Annotated in this window: 25 protein-coding genes and 1 other RNA gene; 10 read left to right on the top strand and 16 right to left on the bottom strand. The window is 66.8% G+C overall.

Annotated elements, in window-relative coordinates; translation table 11 throughout:
- The first annotated feature begins 13 nt into the window (after positions 1-13).
- Both MG068_RS17055 and MG068_RS17050 read left to right on the top strand, forming a co-directional pair.
- The gene (locus MG068_RS17055) at positions 14-502 is read left to right on the top strand and encodes a DUF2867 domain-containing protein (RefSeq protein ID WP_489686036.1); all 489 of its coding nucleotides are present in this window, start codon (positions 14-16) and stop codon (positions 500-502) included.
- A 175-nt stretch (positions 503-677) separates the two neighbouring features.
- Positions 678-1037, top strand: a complete 360-nt coding sequence (locus MG068_RS17050) for a DUF6984 family protein (RefSeq protein WP_049421701.1) — start codon at positions 678-680, stop codon at positions 1035-1037.
- A 193-nt stretch (positions 1038-1230) separates the two neighbouring features.
- Here the strand turns inward: MG068_RS17050 and MG068_RS17045 are convergent, their stop codons facing one another.
- On the bottom strand, positions 1231-1914 hold the full coding sequence (locus tag MG068_RS17045) for a hypothetical protein (RefSeq protein WP_132810735.1): 684 nt from the start codon (positions 1912-1914) through the stop codon (positions 1231-1233).
- A gap of 108 nt (positions 1915-2022) precedes the next feature.
- Between MG068_RS17045 and MG068_RS17040 the strand changes: the two genes are divergently transcribed.
- The 3 genes from MG068_RS17040 to MG068_RS17030 all read left to right on the top strand — a co-directional run bounded on the left by MG068_RS17040 (position 2023) and on the right by MG068_RS17030 (position 4910).
- Entirely contained in the window at positions 2023-2841 is an 819-nt protein-coding gene (locus tag MG068_RS17040) for an SDR family oxidoreductase (protein WP_132810734.1), read from the top strand.
- Between the two features lie 93 nt (positions 2842-2934).
- Complete coding sequence (locus tag MG068_RS17035) at positions 2935-3927, top strand: YiiG family protein (RefSeq protein WP_049421695.1); 993 nt, start codon at positions 2935-2937, stop codon at positions 3925-3927.
- A 32-nt stretch (positions 3928-3959) separates the two neighbouring features.
- A complete protein-coding gene (locus MG068_RS17030) occupies positions 3960-4910 on the top strand; it encodes a YiiG family protein (protein WP_132810733.1) in 951 nt (316 codons plus the stop codon).
- Positions 4911-4975: 65 nt separating this feature from the next.
- On the opposite strand, the gene MG068_RS17025 is transcribed toward MG068_RS17030, so the two are convergent.
- Entirely contained in the window at positions 4976-5848 is an 873-nt protein-coding gene (locus MG068_RS17025) for an ion transporter (protein ID WP_032128376.1), read from the bottom strand.
- A gap of 63 nt (positions 5849-5911) precedes the next feature.
- On the opposite strand from MG068_RS17025, the gene MG068_RS17020 reads away from it, so the two are divergent.
- A complete protein-coding gene (locus tag MG068_RS17020; protein ID WP_006467246.1) occupies positions 5912-7138 on the top strand; it encodes an acetylornithine transaminase in 1227 nt (408 codons plus the stop codon).
- Between the two features lie 53 nt (positions 7139-7191).
- Here the strand turns inward: MG068_RS17020 and MG068_RS17015 are convergent, their stop codons facing one another.
- The gene (locus MG068_RS17015; protein ID WP_132810732.1) at positions 7192-7794 is read right to left on the bottom strand and encodes an HAD-IA family hydrolase; all 603 of its coding nucleotides are present in this window, start codon (positions 7792-7794) and stop codon (positions 7192-7194) included.
- 123 nt (positions 7795-7917) lie between these two features.
- Here MG068_RS17015 and azu point away from each other — a divergent pair, with 123 nt between their 5' ends.
- Positions 7918-8367: an azurin gene (gene azu / locus MG068_RS17010; protein ID WP_049460658.1), complete on the top strand. Its 450-nt coding sequence runs from the start codon at positions 7918-7920 to the stop codon at positions 8365-8367.
- Between the two features lie 105 nt (positions 8368-8472).
- On the opposite strand, the gene hemL is transcribed toward azu, so the two are convergent.
- Both hemL and thiE read right to left on the bottom strand, forming a co-directional pair.
- On the bottom strand, positions 8473-9762 hold the full coding sequence (gene hemL, locus MG068_RS17005) for a glutamate-1-semialdehyde 2,1-aminomutase (RefSeq protein ID WP_132810731.1): 1290 nt from the start codon (positions 9760-9762) through the stop codon (positions 8473-8475).
- 16 nt (positions 9763-9778) lie between these two features.
- Positions 9779-10405 carry a thiamine phosphate synthase gene (gene thiE / locus MG068_RS17000; protein WP_132810730.1) on the bottom strand — a complete coding sequence of 209 codons (627 nt, stop codon included), beginning with the start codon at positions 10403-10405 and terminating at the stop codon, positions 9779-9781.
- A gap of 34 nt (positions 10406-10439) precedes the next feature.
- Between thiE and MG068_RS16995 the strand changes: the two genes are divergently transcribed.
- The gene (locus MG068_RS16995) at positions 10440-10664 is read left to right on the top strand and encodes a rubredoxin (RefSeq protein WP_080291769.1); all 225 of its coding nucleotides are present in this window, start codon (positions 10440-10442) and stop codon (positions 10662-10664) included.
- A gap of 59 nt (positions 10665-10723) precedes the next feature.
- On the opposite strand, the gene MG068_RS16990 is transcribed toward MG068_RS16995, so the two are convergent.
- The 8 genes from MG068_RS16990 to MG068_RS16955 all read right to left on the bottom strand — a co-directional run bounded on the left by MG068_RS16990 (position 10724) and on the right by MG068_RS16955 (position 14854).
- Positions 10724-11569 carry a SirB1 family protein gene (locus MG068_RS16990; protein ID WP_049400716.1) on the bottom strand — a complete coding sequence of 282 codons (846 nt, stop codon included), beginning with the start codon at positions 11567-11569 and terminating at the stop codon, positions 10724-10726.
- Between the two features lie 144 nt (positions 11570-11713).
- On the bottom strand, positions 11714-12157 hold the full coding sequence (locus MG068_RS16985) for a DUF192 domain-containing protein (RefSeq protein ID WP_049421686.1): 444 nt from the start codon (positions 12155-12157) through the stop codon (positions 11714-11716).
- Positions 12158-12178: 21 nt separating this feature from the next.
- Positions 12179-12826, bottom strand: a complete 648-nt coding sequence (gene rpiA, locus MG068_RS16980) for a ribose-5-phosphate isomerase RpiA (protein WP_006389802.1) — start codon at positions 12824-12826, stop codon at positions 12179-12181.
- A gap of 22 nt (positions 12827-12848) precedes the next feature.
- Positions 12849-13328: an EVE domain-containing protein gene (locus MG068_RS16975; protein WP_032128370.1), complete on the bottom strand. Its 480-nt coding sequence runs from the start codon at positions 13326-13328 to the stop codon at positions 12849-12851.
- On the bottom strand, positions 13325-13918 hold the full coding sequence (locus tag MG068_RS16970) for a 5-formyltetrahydrofolate cyclo-ligase (RefSeq protein ID WP_132810729.1): 594 nt from the start codon (positions 13916-13918) through the stop codon (positions 13325-13327). The genes MG068_RS16975 and MG068_RS16970 overlap by 4 nt, the downstream gene beginning before the upstream one ends.
- A gap of 83 nt (positions 13919-14001) precedes the next feature.
- Positions 14002-14187: non-coding RNA, 6S RNA (ssrS, locus tag MG068_RS16965), on the bottom strand.
- Between the two features lie 152 nt (positions 14188-14339).
- Entirely contained in the window at positions 14340-14636 is a 297-nt protein-coding gene (locus tag MG068_RS16960; protein ID WP_005410899.1) for a cell division protein ZapA, read from the bottom strand.
- A complete protein-coding gene (locus tag MG068_RS16955) occupies positions 14633-14854 on the bottom strand; it encodes a TIGR02449 family protein (protein WP_005410898.1) in 222 nt (73 codons plus the stop codon). Before MG068_RS16955 ends, MG068_RS16960 begins: the two co-directional genes overlap by 4 nt.
- A gap of 153 nt (positions 14855-15007) precedes the next feature.
- On the opposite strand from MG068_RS16955, the gene MG068_RS16950 reads away from it, so the two are divergent.
- Both MG068_RS16950 and MG068_RS16945 read left to right on the top strand, forming a co-directional pair.
- Positions 15008-15556, top strand: a complete 549-nt coding sequence (locus tag MG068_RS16950; protein ID WP_032128368.1) for a YecA/YgfB family protein — start codon at positions 15008-15010, stop codon at positions 15554-15556.
- Positions 15557-15561: 5 nt separating this feature from the next.
- On the top strand, positions 15562-16884 hold the full coding sequence (locus MG068_RS16945; protein WP_132811155.1) for an aminopeptidase P N-terminal domain-containing protein: 1323 nt from the start codon (positions 15562-15564) through the stop codon (positions 16882-16884).
- A gap of 555 nt (positions 16885-17439) precedes the next feature.
- Here the strand turns inward: MG068_RS16945 and pepQ are convergent.
- From pepQ to MG068_RS16930, 3 genes are all read right to left on the bottom strand, one after another.
- Positions 17440-18771, bottom strand: coding sequence for a Xaa-Pro dipeptidase (pepQ, locus tag MG068_RS16940; protein ID WP_132810728.1), 1332 nt, complete (start codon positions 18769-18771; stop codon positions 17440-17442).
- Positions 18772-18846: 75 nt separating this feature from the next.
- Positions 18847-19221, bottom strand: coding sequence for a PilZ domain-containing protein (locus MG068_RS16935; protein WP_010484030.1), 375 nt, complete (start codon positions 19219-19221; stop codon positions 18847-18849).
- Positions 19218-21497, bottom strand: a complete 2280-nt coding sequence (locus MG068_RS16930; protein WP_132810727.1) for a DUF1631 family protein — start codon at positions 21495-21497, stop codon at positions 19218-19220. Before MG068_RS16930 ends, MG068_RS16935 begins: the two co-directional genes overlap by 4 nt.
- Between the last annotated feature and the right edge of the window lie 85 nt (positions 21498-21582).

The following is a 21582-nucleotide window of genomic DNA, read 5'->3' as shown; positions in this document are numbered from 1 at the left end:
CAGTGCGTCCGTCGTGAGCAGGCCGCCAACTGCCTGCAGTGTGCTGCGTGCGCAATTGCCCGGTGCCGACTTCGTGCACGCCTGCCAGGCGACGACTCGTCGCGATGGGCGCTCGGCCCTGCAGGCCTACCGCGATATGGCCGCGACCATTCCCGGCTGGTTCGATGGGCTGATGGCACTGCGCAATCGCGGCATGCGCCTGCTCGGCATGAAGCACCTGGGCTCGTTGCGTGCGGTGCAGGATGTTGAGGATCCTCAACCCGGCCAGCGGCTGGGCATCTTCACCCTGCAGTCGCTGGACGACGATGCCATCGTGCTGGAAGACGACGACCGCCACCTGCGCGTGCAGCTGGCGCTGCAGTGGCAGGGCGACGTGCTGGAAGTGGCGACGGTGGTGCATACGCACAACGCGTTCGGGCGCGTGTACATGCTGCCGGTCGCCCCGGTGCATCGGTTGATCGTGCCGCATCTGCTGAGGAAGCAGGTGCAGGCGTACCGGTAGATCCACGCCATGCGTGGATGCAGTTTGCGATCCATTACATGCTCGTCGGTCATTGCCAAGTGTCACTGAAACGTGGATTCTGCATGCGGCACTCCAGCACCAGTCCAACGCGATGTAAGCAGGGCCGGGGGGCGCGGTGAGTCGGTACGGGAGCAACCCTGAGATCAACGATGCGATGAGCAATCCGACGCGTGCTGTTTCCTGCTTTGAAAGGCAGTTGATCGAGGCTGTGGCATCTCATCTGCCTGAGGCCTCTGCCTCGCAGCTTCACGCCGACCTTGCTCTCGCAGCGGCCGTGGAAATGGGTCTTGGTGGAGCTCGGGTGGGATTCGTCATTTCCGGATATGAGCGCCCTCCGTACCAAGGCCAGCACGCGTATCCCGTCGAGCTGCAGATGCAGGACGCAGATGGTGCTGAACTCACGCCGATTCTTCATGCGGACGCAAACGACCGTCTGCTGGAGCTGGAAATCATCCGCTGGGACGGTGCCGAGCTGATATCTCCTCGAATTGAAAGCTTGGTCTGCTATGCCTGAGGTGGCAATGAAGGGTTCTGGTGGAAACAAGCACGATGTGCGGATGGCCGGCCTCGAAGAGCCGGTGGACGTCGCGGACGATTCTTGCGAATTCGAGTGAAGGGTCTTGCTAGTGGCGATGATGTGGAGCCGAGCCATGCTCGGCTGCATTCAATGAGCCGAGCATGGCTCGGCTCTACAGACGCCGGTGACCTTACGGCGTCGCCGGCACCACCTGCTGGCCGATGAAGTTGCGCTTGGCGTCGAAGTCGTAGGCGATCTGCAGCTGGCCCACATCCGAGCAGGCGTGGCAGTCGCGCAGTGGCGTGCGATACATCACGCGGATGCCGCCATTCTCCAGTGGCGTGGCCCCGGCCGACTGCGCCGGGGCGAACGGCGTGGCCTGCGGGTTGGCCTTCAGCAGTTCCTGCACGGCGGGGTCGGCACGCAGGGTGTCGTCCAATTGCACGGCATCCACATCGATGCGCTTGCCGCTGGCGTCGACCAGGCGGGTGCCTTCATTGGTGTTGGCGCGGAACGGATACTCGACCGTGGCAATGCCCAGGCCTTCGTTCTCGTGCCAGGCCGTCACATAGGCCAGCTCACCGCCGGTGGACAACTGCTCGGCGGCAGCAATGGCATCGGCGCTGGCGCCACCGGCGCGCATCGCATCGCGCAGGCACTCGCGGGTGGCCGCATTCTCGCCCTGGCGGCAGGCGTTGAGATCGCCATCCCAGACCACCGCCTCGCTCCAGCGCATCTTGCCGTCGGCGGCGGCCTTCTCCGCGCTGGGCGCGTCACCGGCGGGCGGCTCCTTTCCGGGTTCCGGCGAACGGCCCTGGCAGGCAGTCAGCAGGGCAAGCCCCAGGGCAGGCAGCAACAGGCGGGAACGGCGCATGGCGTGGACCTCGTGCGTTGTCTGGAGGCCCAAGTATCGTCAAGGGCGGGTGAACTCCGCGTCGGCGCGGCATACTAGCGGCTCATTGCATACGCTGGAGTGTGGAACGTGGGCAGTCTGCAGGGCAAAACGCTTTTCATCACTGGTGCCTCGCGCGGCATCGGCCTGGCCATCGCACTGCGCGCTGCGCGCGACGGCGCCAATGTGGCCATTGCGGCCAAGTCGTCGGTGCCGAACCCGAAGCTGCCGGGCACCATCCATACCGCAGCCGAAGCGGTAACGGCAGCCGGTGGCCAGGGCCTGGCCCTGAAGTGCGACATCCGCGAGGAAGAGCAGGTGCAGGCGGCGGTGGCGGCCACGGTCGATACCTTCGGTGGCATCGACATCCTGATCAACAACGCCAGCGCGATCTGGTTGCGCGGCACGCTGGATACGCCGATGAAGCGTTTCGACCTGATGCAGCAGGTCAATTCGCGCGGCAGCTTCCTGTGCGCGCAGGCCTGCCTGCCGTACCTGCTGCAGGCACCGAACCCGCACATCCTCACCCTGGCACCGCCACCGAGCCTGGCGCCGAAGTGGTGGGCACCGCACACCGGCTACACGCTGGCGAAGATGGGCATGAGCTTCGTCACCTTGGGCCTGGCCGCAGAATTCGGTCCGCAGGGCGTGGCGGTGAATGCGCTGTGGCCGCGCACGGTGATCGCCACCGATGCGATCAACATGATTCCGGGCGTGGATGCGGCCGGCTGCCGCACGCCACAGATCATGGCCGACGCTGCCCATGCGGTGCTGGTGCGCGAGGCGGCCGGTTTCCACGGCCAGTTCCTGATCGACGATGAAGTGCTGGCGCAGGCCGGTGTCACCGATCTTTCCGGCTATGCAGTGGATCCGTCGCGCGCGTTGTTGCCGGATCTGTTCCTGGATTGACCGCGCGTCGCCGGAAGAGGCCGAGGGCTGCGACCCTCGGCCTGCTGCGCTAGAATGCGTGGCTGTAATCGTTTTCAACAAGGATGTGAGCACATGTCACGCACTCTTTCCGTCGCGGCGCTGGCCGCTTCGCTGTCGTTGATCCTGACCGCCTGCGGTGGCAAGGCACCCGTAGCTGCGGGTGGCGCCGCTGCCTCCGGCACGCCGGACGCCAGCACGGCCCCGTCCGATACACAGCAGCAGTTGACCGCCAAGCTCAACGCCTACATCGGCTGCTTCAACGCGCTGGATTCGAAAACCCACGGCAGCATCCAGTCCTACACGCGCTGGATCAAGGATGTCGACGCTGGCCCGACCGGACGCGAGACGCACGTGTACGGCCCGTTCGAGATCAGCGACTACGACATGAAGCAGTGCGACGCTCCGGTGACCGAGGCGATTGCTGCCAAGCCGGCGCTGGCCGAACTCGATGCGGCTGCAGGTCACTACCAGCAGGCGCTGAAGGCGCTGGTGCCGGTCAGCAAGGACGCGCATGACTACTACGATCGCCAGGACTACGAAGACGACCAGTTCGCCAAGGGCAAGCAGCTGCACGCGCCCTTGATGGCTGCCTTCAAGGATTTCGTGGCAGCCAGCGAAACGTTCAATGCCGAGCTGGAGCGCCAGAACGACGCCGCCCAGCGCGAGCAGCTCAAGGCGCTGGAACAGGCCGAGGGGCGCACGCGCGAGTACTACCGTCTGGCGATGATGCTGGAAGCCAAGGCGATCATGGATCTGATGAGCGAGGATGATTTCGATCAGGCCAAGGCCCGCGAACGCCTGGATGCCTTCAACCGCATTTCCGATGAAGCGCACGCCAAGGTTGCCGACCAGGAACCGGGCAAGTCGGACTGGGAAGGCTTCGAGCGTGGGGCCGAGAATTTCCGGCGCGAAGGCAAGGAGCGGCTGCAGCGCGTCAGCGAGAAGAAGCCTTACACCGATTTCGAACGACGCATGCTTGATTCGCCGTCGATGGCGCCGCGTGGCTCTGCCAACAAGCTGATGCAGGAGTACAACACGCTCGTTTTCCAGAGCAACCGCCAGTGACCGGCGCGCCAGCACCCATGCGAGAGACCATGATGACTTCCTGTCTGCGTATCGTGCCGCTGCTGCTGATCGGCGCTGTGGCTGGCCTGAGCGGCTGCAACAAACCGGCAGGGTTGTCGCTGGCCGACCCCAGCCTGGAGAAGGTGAACGCCTACATCGAGTGCTACAACGGCGTTGAACAACCCATTCACGAGGGTTTCCAGACCTACACCAGCTGGATGAAGGACCCTGAAGCCGGCCCGACCGGCAAGGAAGCGCAACCGCGTTCGCCCGGGAAGGTGCTGTCGCACCGCGTCGAGTACTGCGGCCAGCCACTGACCGACGCGCTGGCGAAGACCCCGGCCTTGCCGATGGATGGCCCCGCGCGTGACTATCAGCAGGCCTTCCAGGCATTGAACACCCTGGTCGAGCGCGCCGATGGATACTTCACCCGCGAGGATTATCGTCGTGATGGCGGTGAAGGGATGCGCAGCCAGCATGCCCCGCTGATGCAGGCCTATGCTGATTTCTTCAAGGCCAGCGAAGCGATGGATGTGGCGCTGGAAAAGAACGAGAACGATCGCCGTGCCGCGCAGCTGAAGCAGATCGAGGAGAGCGAAGGGCGCTCGCTGGCCTACTATCACCTTCGCCTGCTGGGCGACGGCAAGCTACTGGCCACGGCGTTCCAGGACGACGCACCGGATGTTGCGGCGCTGCGCGTGCAGCTGGCTGACTATCAGGCACTGGTGACGGAAATCCAGAACGGCGGCGTCGGCAAGGACGACCCGATGTGGGGCCACGTGCAGCGTTCGGCGGACAAGCTGGTGCGTACTGCGGGACGTGGCGTCGAGCGCCTGGAGCAGCACAAGCCGATCACCGCCGAAGCACTGGCGGCAGAGCGGAAGGCGTCGGGCAGTTGGCTCACCACCGACCCGGAAGGAGCGCAGTCAACGATCCTCGCCGCATACAATGATCTGGTGACCACCAGCAACCGCATGCGGTGAGCAACGGCACACGCATCCATGCGTAACCGCCGAGAGGTAGTGCCGGCCGCTGGCCGGCATGTGCCTCAATGGTTGAACGCATCCGGCAGCTTGCCGCCGCACTTGCGGCAGTGCAGTGCATCCGGTTCATGGCCTTCCAGCCCACAGTCCGGGCAGCCGCGCGCATCGCGGCGCGCGGCCTGCTCGGCTTCACGCATGGTGCTGGCCAGTTCGGCGGTATAGATGCCGGTGGGCACGGCGATGATGCTGTAGCCGATCAGGATCAGCACCGAGGTGACGAAGCGGCCGAGCACGGTCTGCGGCACGATGTCGCCGAAACCGACCGTGGCCATGGTCACCACCGCCCAGTACATGCTGGCGGGGATGTTGGTGAAGCCGTGTTCGGGGCCCTCGATCACGTACATCAGCGCGCCGGCGATGATGGTGATGGTGATCACCGTGAACAGGAACACCAGCACCTTGCGCCGGCTGCGCCACAGTGACGTCATCAATACGCCGCTTTCCTCGATGTAGCGGGTCAGCTTGAGGATGCGGAACACGCGCAGGATGCGCAGCGCGCGCACCACCAGCAGGCTCTGCGCGCCGGGGATGAACATCGACAGGTAGGCGGGCAGGATCGACAGCAGGTCGATGATGCCCCAGATACTCACCGCGTAACGCAGCGGGCGCTTGACCACCGCCAGCCGCAGCAGGTACTCGGCGGTGAAGATGATCGTGAAGCCCCATTCCAGGATGTACAGGCCGGTGGACCATTCGGCATGCAGGTGCTGCACGCTGTCGATCATCACCACCAGGATGCTGGCGATGATCGCCACCACCAGGATCAGGTCGAAATTGCGCGAGGGGCGGGTGTCGTGGCGGTAGATGATGTCGAACCACCGACGGCGCCAGCCGGTCTCGGTGGCGGGGTTCAGCTGGGGGGCGGAAAACGGTCGCATGGGCGCATTGTGCCGCAGGGGTTCCGGCGCGAGAATGGGGATTCCTGAACCCTGCCGACTGCCATGACCGCCGCTACCGATCCGCTGATCTCCCTTTCGCACTATTACCTGCCGGTCTACAAGCCCCGCCAGGTGGTACTGGAGCGCGGCCAGGGCGCCCGCGTGTGGGACAGCCAGGGCCGTGAGTTCATCGACCTGGCCGCCGGCATCGCCGTGTGTGGCCTGGGCCACAACGACCCGGACCTGGTCGCCGCGCTGGTCGAGCAGGCCGGCAAGCTCTGGCACACCAGCAACGTGTTCTACAGCGCGCCGCCGTTGCACCTGGCCGAGGAGCTGGTGAAGGCCAGCCGCTTCGCCGAGCGCGTGTTCCTGTGCAATTCCGGCGCCGAAGCCAACGAAGTGGCGATCAAGATGGTCCGCAAGTGGGCCTCCAGCCAGGGCCGCCCGGCCGACAAGCGCGTCATCATCACCTTCCGCGGCAGCTTCCACGGCCGCACCATGGGCGCGGTGACCGCCACCGCCCAGCCGAAGTACCAGGAAGGCTACGAGCCGCTGCCCGGTGGCTTCCGCTACATCGATTTCAACGATGAGGTGCAGCTGGAAACCGCGATGGCCGCCGGCGACGTGGCCGCAGTGATGCTGGAGCCGATCCAGGGCGAGGGCGGCGTGATGCCGGCCAAGTCCGGTTTCCTCAAGCGCGTGCGCGAACTGTGCGACCAGCACAACGCACTGCTGGTGCTGGATGAAATCCAGGCCGGCATGGGCCGCACCGGCACGCTGTTCGCGCACTGGCAGGACGATGTGGTACCGGACATGGTCACCCTGGCCAAGGCGCTGGGTGGTGGCTTCCCGATCGGCGCGATGCTGGCCGGCCCGAAGGTGGCCGAAACCATGCAGTTCGGCGCACACGGCACTACCTTCGGCGGCAACCCGCTGGCGGCCGCAGTCGCGCGCGTGGCGCTGCGCAAGCTGGCCTCGGCGGAGATCGCCGCCAACGTCAGCCGCCAGTCGAAGGCGCTGCGCGATGGCTTCGCCCGCATCAACGACGAGTTCGGTGTGTTCAGCGACGTGCGTGGCCGTGGCCTGATGCTGGGCGCGGTGCTGAGCAAGGACTTCGCCGGCCAGGCCGGTGCGATCCTCGACCACGCCGCCGAGCAGGGCCTGCTGACCCTGCAGGCCGGCCCGGACGTGCTGCGCTTCGTGCCGTCGCTGAACATCACCGACGAAGAAGTGGCCGAAGGCCTGAAGCGCCTGCGCGCGGCGATTGCTGCTTTCATCGCCGCGCGCTGACGCCGCGGCGCTGGGGTCGGATCCCTCTCCTGCGGAGAGGGCTCTGACCCCGATCAGCTCACCGCGTAACGTTTCAACACCTTGCCCAATCCCCGGCCATCGCGCACGGTTTCCGCGTGCAGGCCGGCGGCGCGTGCGCCGCGCACGTTGGCGAACAGGTCATCGACGAATAGCGTGCGCGCAGGTGCCACGCCGAGTACCTCAAGCGTGCGCAGGAAGACTTCCGGCGCCGGTTTGCGCAGGCCGAAATCGGCGCTGCAGAACACGCGGTCCTGCAGGGCAGGGAACAGTTCCGGTAGCAGGTTGGGCAAGGCCTGTTGCATCAGCGCGCCGTTGTTGGTCAGCACTGCCATCGGCAACTGCAGGGCCTGCAGCCGCTGCAACACGGCAGCCTGCGGATGGCTGGCGGCCCGCCGCGCCGCGGTCCAAGCAGTCACATCGACCGTCGTGCCTAGAAGCTCTCCCAGCTGCGCCAGATAGGCCGGGCCATCCAGCGTGCCATTGTCATGTGCCGCTTCCAGCCCGCTGTCGTACAGCGCGGCCTGCACGGTTTCCGGCACGACATCCAGCGCCTGCGCAAGGTGCAGTACGCGCTGCGCGCGCTGGTACTGCACCAGCACGCCATCCACGTCCAGCAGCAACAGGTCGATCCGCATTGGTCGAGCATGCCATTGCAGTGAACACGCGGGAAACCCTGGAGCAGCCATGCGACAGACGGTCGCAGACGCGGCCGCAGGGGCCTGCCTAGAATGGCGCTTGAATCCGCAGGAGACGCAACGATGAAGGCTTGGATGGTGGCAGTGGGACTGGGCGCGCTGATGCTGGCGCCGTCGGCGATGGCGCGGGTGTGTGCGGTGAGCATCGACAGCACCGACCAGATGAGCTTCAGCAGCCGCGAGATCAAGGTGGCCGCTGATTGCACCGCCGTGGATCTGACCCTGCGCCACACCGGCAAGCTGGCCGCTACCGCGATGGGCCATAACTGGGTGCTGACCCGCAGCGCGGATTACCAGCCGGTGGCGATGGCCGGCATGCGCATGACCCTGGCCGACAGCTACCTGCCGAAGGCCGACAAGCGCGTGCTGGCGCACACCAAGGTGATCGGCGGTGGTGAAACCGCGCGCGTGCGCTTCTCTACCCAGGGCCTGCAGAAGGGTGGGGATTACACCTTTTTCTGCTCGTTCCCCGGTCACTTCGCGATGATGAAGGGCAAGTTCGTCTTCGGTTGATGCCCTGTGTAGAGTCGAGCCATGCTCGACTGCTCTGTGCCAACCAAGGTTGGCATCTACCAGATGCGGCAGTGCCAACCGAGGTTGGCACCTACCAGAGCGGGCTCAGCCCTTGGCGGCCTTGAACGCCACGCGTGCGGCGGCGAGGGTGGCCTCGATCACCGCATCGTCGTGCGCGCTGGACAGGAAGCCGGCCTCGTACGCCGACGGTGCCAGGAACACGCCCTGGTCCAGCATCGCGTGGAAGAAGCGGTTGAACGCCGGGATGTCACAGGCGGTGGCCTGCGCATAGGTCTCCACCTTCTCGCTGGTGAAGAACAGGCCGAACATGGCGCCCACGTGGGTGGTGGTCACGACCACGCCGGCGTCGGCGGCGGCCGCTTCCAGGCCGGCACACAGGCGCGCGGTGCGCTCGGCCAGATCGGCGTGGAAGCCCGGCTGCTGGATCAGTTCCAGCATCGCCAGGCCGGCGGCCATCGCCACCGGGTTGCCGCTCAGCGTGCCAGCCTGGTAGATCGGGCCGGCCGGTGCGATCTGCTGCATCAGTTCGCGGCGGCCGCCGTAGGCACCCACCGGCATGCCGCCGCCGATGATCTTGCCGAAGGTGGTCAGGTCCGGGGTGATGCCGTAGTGCGCCTGTGCACCGCCAAGGGCAACGCGGAAACCGGTCATCACTTCGTCGAAGATCAGCAGCGCGCCATGCTTCGTGCACAGGTCGCGCAGGTGCTGCAGGTAGCCTTCGCGTGGCGGAATGCAGTTGGCGTTGCCGACCACCGGTTCGATGATCAGGCCGGCGATGTCGTCACCCTGCTGTTCGAACAGGGCAGTGGCCGCTTCGAAGTCGTTGTAGGGCAGGGTCAGGGTCAGTTCGCTCAGGCCGGCCGGCACGCCCGGCGAGGTCGGCACGCCCAGCGTCAGCATGCCGCTGCCGGCCTTCACCAGGAACGAGTCGCCATGGCCGTGGTAGCAGCCTTCGAACTTGACGATGCGGTTGCGGCCGGTGGCGCCGCGCGCCAGGCGGATCGCCGACAGCGTGGCTTCAGTGCCGGAGTTGACCATGCGCACCATCTCGCACGACGGCACCAGTCGGGTGATGGTCTCGGCCATGGTCACTTCGGCCGCGCAGGGCGCGCCGAAGGACAGGCCATTGTCGATCGCCTTCTTCACCGCCTGGCGGACGGCCGGATGGTTGTGGCCGACGATCATCGGGCCCCAGGAACCGACATAGTCGATGTAGCGGTTGCCGTCGACGTCGTACAGGTAGGCGCCATCGGCGCGCTCGACGAAGAACGGTTCGCCGCCGACCGATTTGAACGCGCGCACCGGCGAATTGACGCCGCCCGGCAGCAGCTGCTGGGCGCGGGAGAACAGGGCGTGGGACTGGTCGTGGTTCATGCGGATTTCCTGGGCATTACGCGAACTGGGCGAGGTAGGCGCGCTGGATCGCAACCGGGTCTTCGGCGGCGAACACGCTGCTGACCACGGCGACCAGATCGGCGCCGGCGTCGATGATGGGACCGACATTGTCCGGCGTCAGGCCGCCGATCGCCACCCGCGGCACGCCCAGTGCGGCGCTTTGCCGCAGCAGGTCGGTATGGGCGCGGCTGCTGGTGATCTTGGTGGTGGTCGGGAAGAACGCGCCGAAGGCCACGTAGCTGGCGCCGGCGGCCACGGCCTTTTCGGCATTGGCCAGCTGGTCGTAGCAGGAGGCGCCGATGATGGCCTCGGCACCGAGCAGGGCGCGCGCGCTGGGGATGTCGCCGTCGGTGCCGCCCAGGTGCACGCCGGCGGCGCCGACCGTCTTGGCCAGCGCCGGGTCGTCGTTGACGATCAGCGGCACGCCGTGTTCCGCGCACAGCGCCTGCAGGGCGGTGGCCTGCTCCCGCCGCAGCGCGTCGCTGGCGGTCTTGTTGCGGTACTGCAGCCAGGTGGCGCCGGCGGCCAGCAGCGGCGCGGTGCGGGCCAGCAGGCGTGCGGTATCGGGCTCGTCCGGGGTGATCAGGTAGACGCCGCGGGGCGCCGGGGAAGCAGAAGTCATCGATGGCTACCGGTGAGTGGACCGCGATGGGACAATGGCGGCCCGTGAATCCAGCCTTGATTATCCGATGAGCGATGCCACCCCCACCACCTTGCGTACCTGGATGTGCGTGGTCTGCGGCTTTCTTTACAGCGAAGCGGAAGGCTTGCCGGAAGAAGGCATCGCGCCGGGGACGCGCTGGGAAGACATTCCCGAGACCTGGACCTGCCCGGATTGCGGGGTGACCAAGGCCGATTTCGAGATGGTCGAGGTCGATTGATGGCGGGGCCTGCAGGCCCTTCTGTGGGTGCGGACCGTTGGTCCGCACACCGGACACCCTCAATGCAGCCGCGGCACTGGCCCGCCGAGGTCGATCAGCTTCTCGCGCAGCCACTGCGCATCGCTGGCCTCGGGATTGCGCTTCAGATACTGCCCCAGGTCATGCCGGGCACCGGCCAGGTACTCCAGCTGCAGGTAGGCCAGGCCTCGATCACGCAACGCGTCGTCCTGCTCCGGGGCCAGCTTCAGCAGGCGGTCGGCACTGCGTGCGGCACGGTCCCATTCGCCCGCTTCGGCATACACACCGTGCAGGTTGCGCAGCATCCGCATCAGGATCGCGCGCGCCGGCGCCGGGTCGAGGATCTGCGCCAGCACCTGGTCGTCGGGCATCTGCCCGCCCAGGTGTGACTTGGCCCGCTCGCGCAGTTCGTCCACGTCCAGCGGGCGGCCGCCATTGAACGGATCCATCACCAGCACGCCGTCGTCCACCGGCAGGCGCACCAGGAAGTGGCCGGGGAAGGACACGCCGTCGAGCGGGATTCCCAGCCGGCGCGCGACTTCCATCTGCACCAGCGCCAGCGAGATCGGGTTGCCCAGGCGGCGCTCGAATACCTGGTTGAGGTAGCTGTTGCGCGGGTCGTAGTACTCGTCGTGGTCGCCGCTGTAGCCCAGTTCGTCGAACAGGTGGCGGTTGATCGCCGCCATCTTCAACGGGCTGTTGTCGATGCTGTCCACTTCCGAACGGAGGTGGTCGACATGGCTCTGGATCAGCGCGTCGTAGGTGGACGGCTGCAGATCGGGGTATTCATCGCGCGCGATCAGCAGCGCGGTCGGCAACAGTGGCAGCGCCTCGTCTTCGAGGTCGGCCAGTGCATCCCAGTCGGGGAGTGAGATCTGGTCCTGCATGACCACAGACTGGCGGCAATTGCAGGCGGTTTCAAGCGGTGTCGCGTGAAAAATCCGGGGGTCAGATCCCTTTCGCGTGCGAAAGGGATCTGACCCCTGCAGGGTTGCCGGCCAGCGGCCGGCACTACCGCGGGCAGAACCCTGTTACTCGATGCCTGGGCCGAATTTCAGCTCCGTGCCGTCCTTCAGCTTGAGCTTCTCGGCCTGGCCGGCGTTGAGCTCCAGCACATAGCGCGCCGGGCCGCCGCTGGGGTAGGGCGGGCACATGTCGCCGGCCGAGCACGGCGGCACATCGCGCTGCTGGCTGACCAGCTTGCGCTGGCTGTCGAAGTACAGGATGTCCAGCGCAAGCTTGGTGTTCTTCATCCAGTACGCCTGCATTTCCTCGCGGTCGTGGATGAACAGCATGCCGTGATCGGCGGCCATCTGGTCGCGGAACATCAACCCGCGCGCGCGGGTTTCATCGTTGGTGGCCAGCTCCACCTGGTAGCGGGCGCCATCCAGCTCGACCCAATGGCGGGCCGCGTCGGTAGCACAGCCGGCCAGGGCCAGCAGCGGAAGCATCAGCAGCGAACGCAACAGCGACATCGTCAGGATCCTTCGAAAGGGTCAGAGCACGACCGGCGGCTCACCACCGACGATCACCACATCGGCGCGGCGGCGCGCGAACAGGCCGACGCAGACCACGCCGGGCAGCTGGTTGAGCTCGCGCTCCAGCTTTTCCGGATCGGTGATCTGCAGGTTGTGGATGTCCAGGATCTGGTTGCCGTTGTCGGTGACCACGCCTTCGCGCCAGGTCGGCTGGCCGCCGGTCATGTCGCGGATCTGGCGGGCGACCAGGCTGCGCGCCATCGGGATCACTTCCACCGGCAGCGGGAACTTGCCCAGCACCGGCACCTGCTTGCTCGGGTCGACGATGCAGATGAAGCGCTCGCTGGCCTCGGCGATGATCTTCTCGCGGGTCAGCGCGGCGCCGCCACCCTTGATCAGGCACTTGTTGGCATCGCACTCATCGGCGCCGTCCACGTACAGCGACAGGTTGCCGCTGTGGTTCAGCTCGATCACCTCGATGCCGTGCTGCTTCAGGCGCGCGGTGCTCTGTTCGGAGCTGGACACGGCGCCCTTGATACGGTGCTGGATGCGGGCCAGGGCATCGATGAAATAGGCCACGGTGGAACCGGTGCCGACACCGACGATCATGCCGTCTTCTACGTACTCGATGGCTTTCTCGGCGGCCAGGCGCTTGGCTTCGGACATGGGAGAACTCTCAGGCGGGGAATCAGGATTTCTTTTCCAGCGACAGCAGCAGCTTCCACTGCGCGGCGGTCACCGGGAACACCGACAGGCGGTTGCCCTTGGCAACCAGCGGGAAGCCCTCGCCGAGTTCTTCGGCGTGCAGCTTGATCTCGTCCAGCGCGATCACCTGCTTGAGCTTGCGGTCGAAGGCCACGTCCACCAGCATCCAGCGCGGGTTCTCGCGCGTGCTCTTGGGGTCGTGGTAGTCGGATTTCGGGTCGAACTGGGTGTCGTCCGGATAGGCGGGGCTGGCGACCGTGGCCAGGCCGACGATGCCGGGCACCTTGGTATTGGAGTGGTAGAACAGGATGCCGTCGCCGACCTGCATGCCATCGCGCATGAAATTGCGCGCCTGGTAGTTGCGCACCCCGTTCCAGGGTTCGACCTTGACCTTGGCCAGGTCATCGATGGAGAAGGCGTCCGGTTCGGACTTCATCAGCCAGTAGCGCTTGCGGGCGGTCATGCGTTCACGGGGGCAGCGGAGGGGAACAGGGTGCCGTCTTCGGTGCAGATCGCATCCACCGGCACGTCCCACGACGCCACCGGCAAGGACTCGACCTGCTGCACCGCGAATGCAGCACCGACCAGCCAGGGCGGCGCCGGCCGGTCGTGGCGGAAGGCGAAGCTGCGATCATACCAGCCGCCCCCCATGCCCAGCCGCCGGCACTGCGTGTCGAAACCCACCAGCGGGGCCACCACCAGCGCCATCTGTGCTGGTTCCAGGGTGTCTTCCAGCGCCATGTCCGGCTCGGGAATGCCGTAGCGGTTGCTGGTCAGCGGCTGCCCTGGCCGCCACGGCGCGAAGCGCAGCACGTCGCCGGCCAGCACCGGCAGGCAGTAGGTGAGGCCTTCGGGCAACTGCAACTGCCAGCGGTGCAGGGCGATCTCGCCATCCAGCGCCCAGTAGCCGGCCACGGCGCCTTCGCGCGGGGCGAACGGCAGGGTCAGCAGGGCATCGGCAAGCGATTCGGCGGCGGCGATGCGCTCAGCAGCGGAAAGGTCGCGGCGGCGTTGCCGCAGGTCGTGGCGCAGGGCCTGGCGCGGGTCGGTCATGGCAGCGTGCGGCAAGGATCAGCCGTCATTGTGCCGGAAAGAACAAGGGCGACGCCCGAAGACGCCGCCCTTGCTGGAATATTGCATTCTCCGCAATGTCGATGCATGCGAAACGACCTTGAACCCGGGGGCTCAAGTGGGAACGCTGGAGAACCATCGGGCTTCCCGCTACAAGGCGGACCTGCACTCCCGGCGCTGTCGCGCTCCCGGTGTCGTTCTTAAGGGACAAGGCGAATGTTTGCACATGCCGTCGAGTACCGCAGAGAACGCGTGGCCATTATAGCCAGCACGCAGGATCTGGATAGGCCGTTCGTCGGCAACAGTCCGTGCCAATTCAGATATGAGAAAAGGGGACGGAGGGGATTAAGACGTTTCCGGCACGGAAGGGGCGAATGCGCCTTGATTCCCTCCGTCCCCTCTTCTACGGGGTGCCGTCGATCGCGCGGTCCAGGCGCCGGTTCAGGTCGGCCAGCGTCTGCTGCAGCGCCACCGCTTGGCGGGCGTTCTCGTCGCGCAGCAATTGCAGTTCATGGGCCAGGTTCAACGCGGCCAGTACGGCGACGCGGTCGACCGCGGCCATGCGGTTGCTGCCGCGGATTTCGCGCATGCGCGCATCGAGCAGGCGGGCGGCGGCCATCAGGCTGTCGCGTTCATCGCCGCCGACACCCACGGTGTATTCACGATCGAGGATGCGGACACTGACCGGTTCGGCGCTCATGTGTGCTGCTCCAGGGATTTGAGCCGGCTGATCATTGCTTCCACCCGCGAGCGTGCCTGCTCGTTCTTGGCCAGCAGCGTGGAACGCTCGGCCACCAGCTGTTCCTGCTGGTGGCGCAGGCTGCGGTTCTCCTCGGCCAGGCGCTGGTTGCGTTCAAGCAACGCTTCCACGCGGGCAGCGAAGTCCTGCAGCTGGGCAAGGGGATCGGCGGGTTCCATACGGGCACGATAGGCAAGCCGGGTAAGGGCGGTCAAGCGTTGTCGCAGCAAGGCCTGACGGTCGCAGAGAGGATGCCGTCGGGTTGCTACACTACGGGGTCTCACGGGCGCGCGCGTGCGCGCCTCGGGTTTCCTTTCCGAACGAGCCGCACGATGACCGAACTTCCCTCCGTCGACGACGTTACCCGCGCCAGCCAGGAACTGGGCCTGGGCGCCACCGCTGCCGAGCTGCACGGCGCACTGTGCGGCTGGCTGGCCGCCGGTGGTGCTCCCGGCAATGATTGGCCGGCGCGTGTGCTGGCCGACGACAACCTGCCGCCGGTGGCCGCCGACAGCGTGCTGGGGCAGCTGCTGCAGGTCACCATCAAGCAACTGGAAGACCGCGATTTCGCCTTCGAACTGCTGCTGACCGATGGCGACGACGTGTCCGCGCAGGCTGATGCCATGTTCAGCTGGACCCGTTCCTTCCTGGGCGGCTTCGGCCTGGGCAGCGGCGGCCGCCGCCCGACCCTGTCCGAAGAGGGCGAAGAAGCGCTGACCGACATGGCCAGCCTGGCGCGTGCCTCCAGCGAGGATTTCGAGGCCGGTGGCGATGACGATGACGAAGCCCTGTCCGAGATCGAGGAATTCATCCGCGTGGCGGTACTGCTGCTGCACGGTGACGTGGTGCTGGCCTCGCGCCATCGGCAGCGCCTGAACTGATGGACATCAAGCAGCGCACCGGCATCGCGGCCGGCGAATACAAGCGTCGGCGCCGCCAGCTGATGGACATGGCCGGCGAGGATGCGATCCTGGTGCTTCCCGCCGCGGCCGAGAAGGTGCGCAGCCTCGATACCCATTACCCGTTCCGGCAGGATTCGGACTTCCAGTACCTGAGCGGCTTCCCGGAGCCGGAAGCGGTGCTGGTGCTGATCCCGGGCCGCCGCCACGGCGAGGCCATCCTGTTCTGCCGTGAGCGCGATGCCGAGCGCGAGGCCTGGGACGGCAGCCGCGCCGGCCAGGAAGGCGCGGTGGCGCAGTACGGCATGGACGATGCGTACCCGATCGACGATCTGGACGACATCCTGCCGGGCCTGCTGGAAGGGCGTTCGCGCGTCTATTACCACTTCGGCCGCGACGCCGATTTCGACCTGAAGCTGATCGGCTGGGTCAACCGCGTGCGTTCGCAGGTGCGCCACGGTGCGCAGCCGCCGCATGAGTTCCTGGAGCTGGGCCACCTGCTGCATGAGCAGCGCCTGTTCAAGTCCGGCGCCGAAGTGGCGCTGATGCACCACGCCGCGCAGATCAGTGTACGTGCGCATCTGGCAGCAATGAAGGCGGCCAGGGCAGGCATCCACGAGTACGAACTGCAGGCGGAGCTGGAACGCGTGTTCCGCGCCAACGACGCGGTGCCGGCCTATTGCAGCATCGTCGGTGCAGGTCGCAACGGCTGCATCCTGCACTACCGCGACAACAACGCACGTTCGCGCGATGGTGAGCTGGTGCTGATCGACGCCGGTGCCGAGTACCGCGGCTATGCCAGCGACATCACCCGCACGTTCCCGGTGAATGGCCGCTTCAGCGCCGAGCAGCGCGCGCTGCATGACCTTGTCGGTGACGCGCAGGCCGCGGCACTGGCCCAGGCCAAGCCGGGCGTGGCCTATGAGATGGGTCACCTGGCGGCGGTGCAGACCCTGACCGAAGGCCTGCTGCGGCTGGGCCTGCTGAAGGGCACGCTGGAAAAGAACCTGTCCGAGGGCCTGTACCAGCGTTTCTACCGGCACAAGACCGGGCACTGGATCGGCATGGACGTACACGACGTGGGTGACTATCGCCTGGCCGGCGATTCGCGCCTGCTGGAGCCGGGCATGGCATTCACCATTGAGCCGGGGCTGTACATCGGTGTGGACGATACGACGGTGGAGCCGCGCTGGCGCGGTATCGGCATCCGTACCGAGGATGACGTGCTGATCACCGATGACGGGCATCGCGTGCTGACCGAAGGCCTGGCGCGCAGCGCCGACGAGATTGAAGCGGTGATGGCGGGGTAAGGGGTTTCGGCAGGGCTTGCAGCCCTGCACCTGCTGTAATCAACGGCAACGTCAAAAGCCGAAGCGGCATTCCGTGGGAGGGCGGGGCACTGTGGGTTTGCGGGGACGCCGCAAGTACGTCCCTGTAGGCTTGGTCGCCGCATCCATGCGGCTCACACCCCGCAAACCCACAGTGCCCCGCCTTTGACAGGTTCAGGCGGCTGTTGGTGGGTGCCGACCGTTGGTCGGCACATCTGTCAGATATCGAATGAATCCTCCACGCATGGCGTGGATCTACTGGCGACTGCGGCCGTTGGAACGCGCGGCTGTTGGTAGGTGTCGACCTTGGTCGACACAGAGCGAGCGCAGCGAGCGACCCGCTTCTGCTTTTCTTTTTCTTTTCCGTGGTTGAACGCGGCAGGAAACTGTCAGAGGTGGGGCGGGTGGGCCATGCAGGGGCGTTGGCGCCATGGATGGCGCCATCGAGCTTACAGGGACGTACTTGCAGCGTCCCCTGCATGGCCCACCCGCCCCGCCAAACCCATGAACCGCTTTCCGCGACCAACCACGAGGGGCTCAGCCGTTCGCCGCCGCAAACTCCGGCCGCGTCAGGTTGTCCGCCTCGCCCTCAGTGCACAGCACTTCGTCTTCGATGCGGATGCCGCCATACGGACGGAAGAAGTCCACGCGGTCCCAGTTGATCGCATCGCCATGGCCGGCATCCTTCACTTCATTCAACAGCATGTCGATGAAGTACAGGCCCGGTTCGATGGTCACCACCATGCCCGGTTCCAGCACGCGGGTCAGGCGCAGGTACGGGTGGCCCGCCGGGCGCTCGATGCGGCCACCCTCGTCGCTGGCCGCGAAACCGGCCACGTCGTGCACCTGCAGGCCGATCAGGTGACCGATGCCATGCGGGAAGAACGCGGCGCTGACGCCGGTTTCCACTGCGGTCTGCGGCGAGACCTTGATCACGCCGAAGTCCTTCAGCACGCCCATCAGCGAAAGATGTGCGTCCACGTGCAGCTGCTTGTAGTCGAAGCCCGGGCGCACCGCTGCGCACATCTGCTGCTGGGCAGCGTCGACGGCGGCGATCATCGCGGCGAACTCGTCGTGGCCCTGCGCGGCGTAGGTGCGGGTGATGTCGCTGGCGTAGCCGTGCGCGCTGGCACCAGCATCGATCAGGAAGCTGCGCAGCGGCTGCGGCGCCTTGCGGCCCAGCTCGGTGTAATGCAGCACAGCGGCGTGTTCGTTCAACGCCACGATGTTGCCGTAGGGCAGCTCGTTGGCATCCTGGCCGACGGCCTGGCAGTACGCCATGTGGATGCTGAACTCGTCGGCGCCGTTGCGGAACGCGGCTTCGGCGGCACGGTGGCCGCGCACGCCCAGCACCTGCGCCTGGCGCATCAGCGCGATTTCATACGGCGTCTTGCTGCCGCGGTGCCATTCCAGGTAGTTCACCACCGGTGCCGGGTTGTTCGGCACGTAGTTGCCCAGCGTGCTCTGCGGCTCGCCGAGGATCGCGCAGCGCGACGGGTCGGCCGGCAGCAGGGCCAGCGCCTCTTCGGGCTTGCGGATGATGTGGATGTCGAAGTGCTCCACCCACCAGCCGCTGGGGGCGTCCGGTACCACGTGCCAGTAATCGAACGGCTGGTGGAAGATCACCGCCGGGCGCTTGCCGGGGGTGAACACGATCCAGCTGTTGGGCACGCGGGTCAACGGCAACCAGGCCTTGAACTGCGGATTCACCGCATACGGGTAGTCGCGATCGTCGAACACCTGGTAGTGCAGGGTGCCGCTGGGCACCACCAGGTGATCGAAGCCGCCGCGGGCCAGCGCCTGTTCGGCGCGTCGGCACAGCACGGCCAGGTGGTCGGAATACAGGGCGCCGGGGTCTTGCTGGATCATTGCGGTGGCTCGACACGGAAAACGGCCCTAGATTCTGCCGCATACCGCGAAAAACCGCTGTGCCGGAACCGGCACTCAGGCCGTCGAAACCGGTCCCTCGTCGCTGTCCTCGCCCACCCACTGGCGCAGCAGCTGCCGATGTTCGCGTGACAGGGTCAGGAAGCGGAAGCCGGTCCAGCTCTGGCCGGGAACGTGTGCGGGCTCGCTCCACAGCAGGTGCACGCCCACGTCGATGGCCTGCTGGCGGCCATCACCCAGTGGCAACGGGAAGCGCAGCTGGTACAACGCATCCTCGCGCAGCGGCACGCTGGCCAGCATCAGCATGCCGGTTTCGGAGACATTGCCGAGGCGTCCGACCACGCACTCGCGCATCTGGTCGGTGACCGGCACCAGGTCCGAGACCTGGCGGCGCGGCGCGCGGCGGGTGTCCTGCGGCGGTACGGCTTTCATGCGGGGGTCTCCTGTGCGCGGCCCGTGGCCAGTGCGCGCAGCGCACCGAGGCTGGCTTCCCAGGCACGGTCGACCAGCCGGCCCTTGTCTTCGGTGACCAGTTGCGCGCGCCCGGCACTGATCTGCCGTGCCAGCGTATCCAGGTCGGTATCGGTGATCTTCTGCCCGCGTGGATTGACGAACAGGGCGTGGCCGGTCAGCAGGCTGTACCAGGACAGGCGCTGGCGGCGCAGCGTGCCATCACCGGTATCGATGTCGAACCAGCTGCCGAACGGCAGCGTGGACAGCTGCTGGTAGGCGGCTTCTTCGGCACTGCTGCGGGGCGTTGCAGGCGCCGTGCCGGTGGGCGCGCCGGCGTGTTCGCCCAGGCGCGCACGTGCCTTCAGGCGGGCACTGAGTTCGGTACGCGAGGTGCTTTCATCCTCGCCGCCGGGCGTGGCCAGCCTGCGCGCGACGGCGGCGGCTTCCTCGGCGTGGTAGCCGACCTGCAGCAGTGCGGCCTCCACGTCCGCTGCCAACGCGGTATCGGTGCCGCCGGGGGCGTCGATGGCCTGTGCGGTGATGGCAGCGATGCGCTCGGTCTGTTGCAGGCGTTCCTGCCACTGTGGTGAATCATCGCCATGGCGCAGGCGGGTGAGGGTCAGTGCATCGGCCCAGGCCTGGCGCAACAGGGTCTGCACGAAGCGCGGTGGCGACTGCGTGTCGCAGCACTGGTCGATCTGTGCGGTGGCCTGGCGACGGGCCAGTTCCAATCGTTCCTTGCCGCGCGCGGCCTCCACGTGGCGGCGCTCGGCCAGTTCGGCACGATGGGCCGCCGCGCGCTGGTGCTGCTGCACGTCTTCGTTGGCGGCGGCAAAGGCCTCCGGTGCGCGCGCATCCTGCCCCAGCAGGCCCTGCACGCTCTGCGCCATGCGCTGCAGCAGCTGCGGGTCGACATCGTCGTCGCCCAGCCAGTTGGCGCCGACTTCGGCGATCTGGTTGAGCAGCTCACGCGCGGGATGTTCGTCGCGTACGAAGAAGCCCGGGTCGGCCATGGCCGCGCGTGCCAGGGGCACCTGCAGGCGGGCCAGCAGGGCGGCCGGCACCGGATCGGGACGTTGCTGCTGTTGCACCTGCTGCATCAGCATGCGCAGCAGGTCCAGGTTGTCCCGGTCGTGACTGCCCAGCTGGGCCTGCGCACCATGCTCGCTGCGCAGCTGCGCGACCACGGCCGCCTGCAGGTCGGCCACGCCGGTTGCCGCGCTGGACTGAGCCTGCAGACGCGCGAGTACCGCGTCGACTGCCGCACTGGGTACTGCGCCGCTGTCCGCCGGGGCAGGGTTGGCGTGCCGGGCCTGCTGCAGCAGCTCATGCAAAGCACTGCCGGTGGATGTGGTCACGCCCGGCGTGGCGGGGCCGGCTGCGCCACCCTCGTGGAAGGCGTCCTGTACCAGGCTGGACCAGGAGCCGGCCGGTGCCGAACCGTTCCAGCCGGTCAGGGGGGCCGCGCTGCGCTTGGCCGGCTGCGTGGTGCGGCCACCACCCACCGACTGGGTGATGATCCGACGCGTGCTCGACGAGCGTGCCAGGTAGGGGGTGTAGACCAGCCCCGGCAGTACGCCGGACTGGGCCAGCAGCGCATTGGCACGGTCAAGGATATCGCCCAGCCGTTCCAGCACCTGTCGTTCGAAACTGCGATACAGCGCCAGCTGTACCTCGACGCTCAGCGCGTCCTGTTCGGCAATCCGGCGCACCATCGCGCACAGTGCCTGCGGCGCCAGCGGCAGGGTGTCGGCCTCGAAGGCCGGCGCCGCCGCCAGTACCCCCAGGCGTTGGCCCAGCAGGTTCAGTGTGTTGGTTGAACGCAGGGTTTCGCGCCGCACCATCTCGGTCAGCAGCAGGTCGCGATCCACTTCGTGCTCATCAACCAGCGACAGCCCGAGCATGCCCGGCAGCGCTGGCGGCGTAGCACTGGTGCTGACACCGTTGGCCGGATCGCGCAACCGTGCGAGGGCGTCGGCAACGGCATCAAGCATGCGGTCGGCGAAGTGGCCGGCGAAGGCGTGCAGCTGTCCACGCTGGGCCATCAGCTCGGCCTGCTGCTGCGGATTGCGTGCGCGATCGGCGTCGTGCAGCAGGGTCTGCTCCAGCGCTTCGACAGTCAGGATCAGGGGCGCGGCCAGCGTCTGCCGGCACAGGCCGATCAGCGCGCCCAGCAGCTCACGTACCCGCGGTGGCAGGTCGCTGGCGGCCAGGCGGTTCTTGTCGGCAGGAGTGATGGAAAAGACAGCTGACATCGGCAGGCGGTATCCGGATTCCCGCGGATCGATCTGGTGAATCTACCGTGTCGGCCGCTGTCGGCGCTACTTTAGGGCGAATGTG

Source organism: Stenotrophomonas sp. ASS1 (assembly GCF_004346925.1).
Taxonomy (GTDB): Bacteria; Pseudomonadota; Gammaproteobacteria; order Xanthomonadales; family Xanthomonadaceae; genus Stenotrophomonas; species Stenotrophomonas maltophilia_A.
Note: the sequence above shows the minus strand (reverse complement) of the source record. Positions and strands in the feature narration are given on the sequence as shown.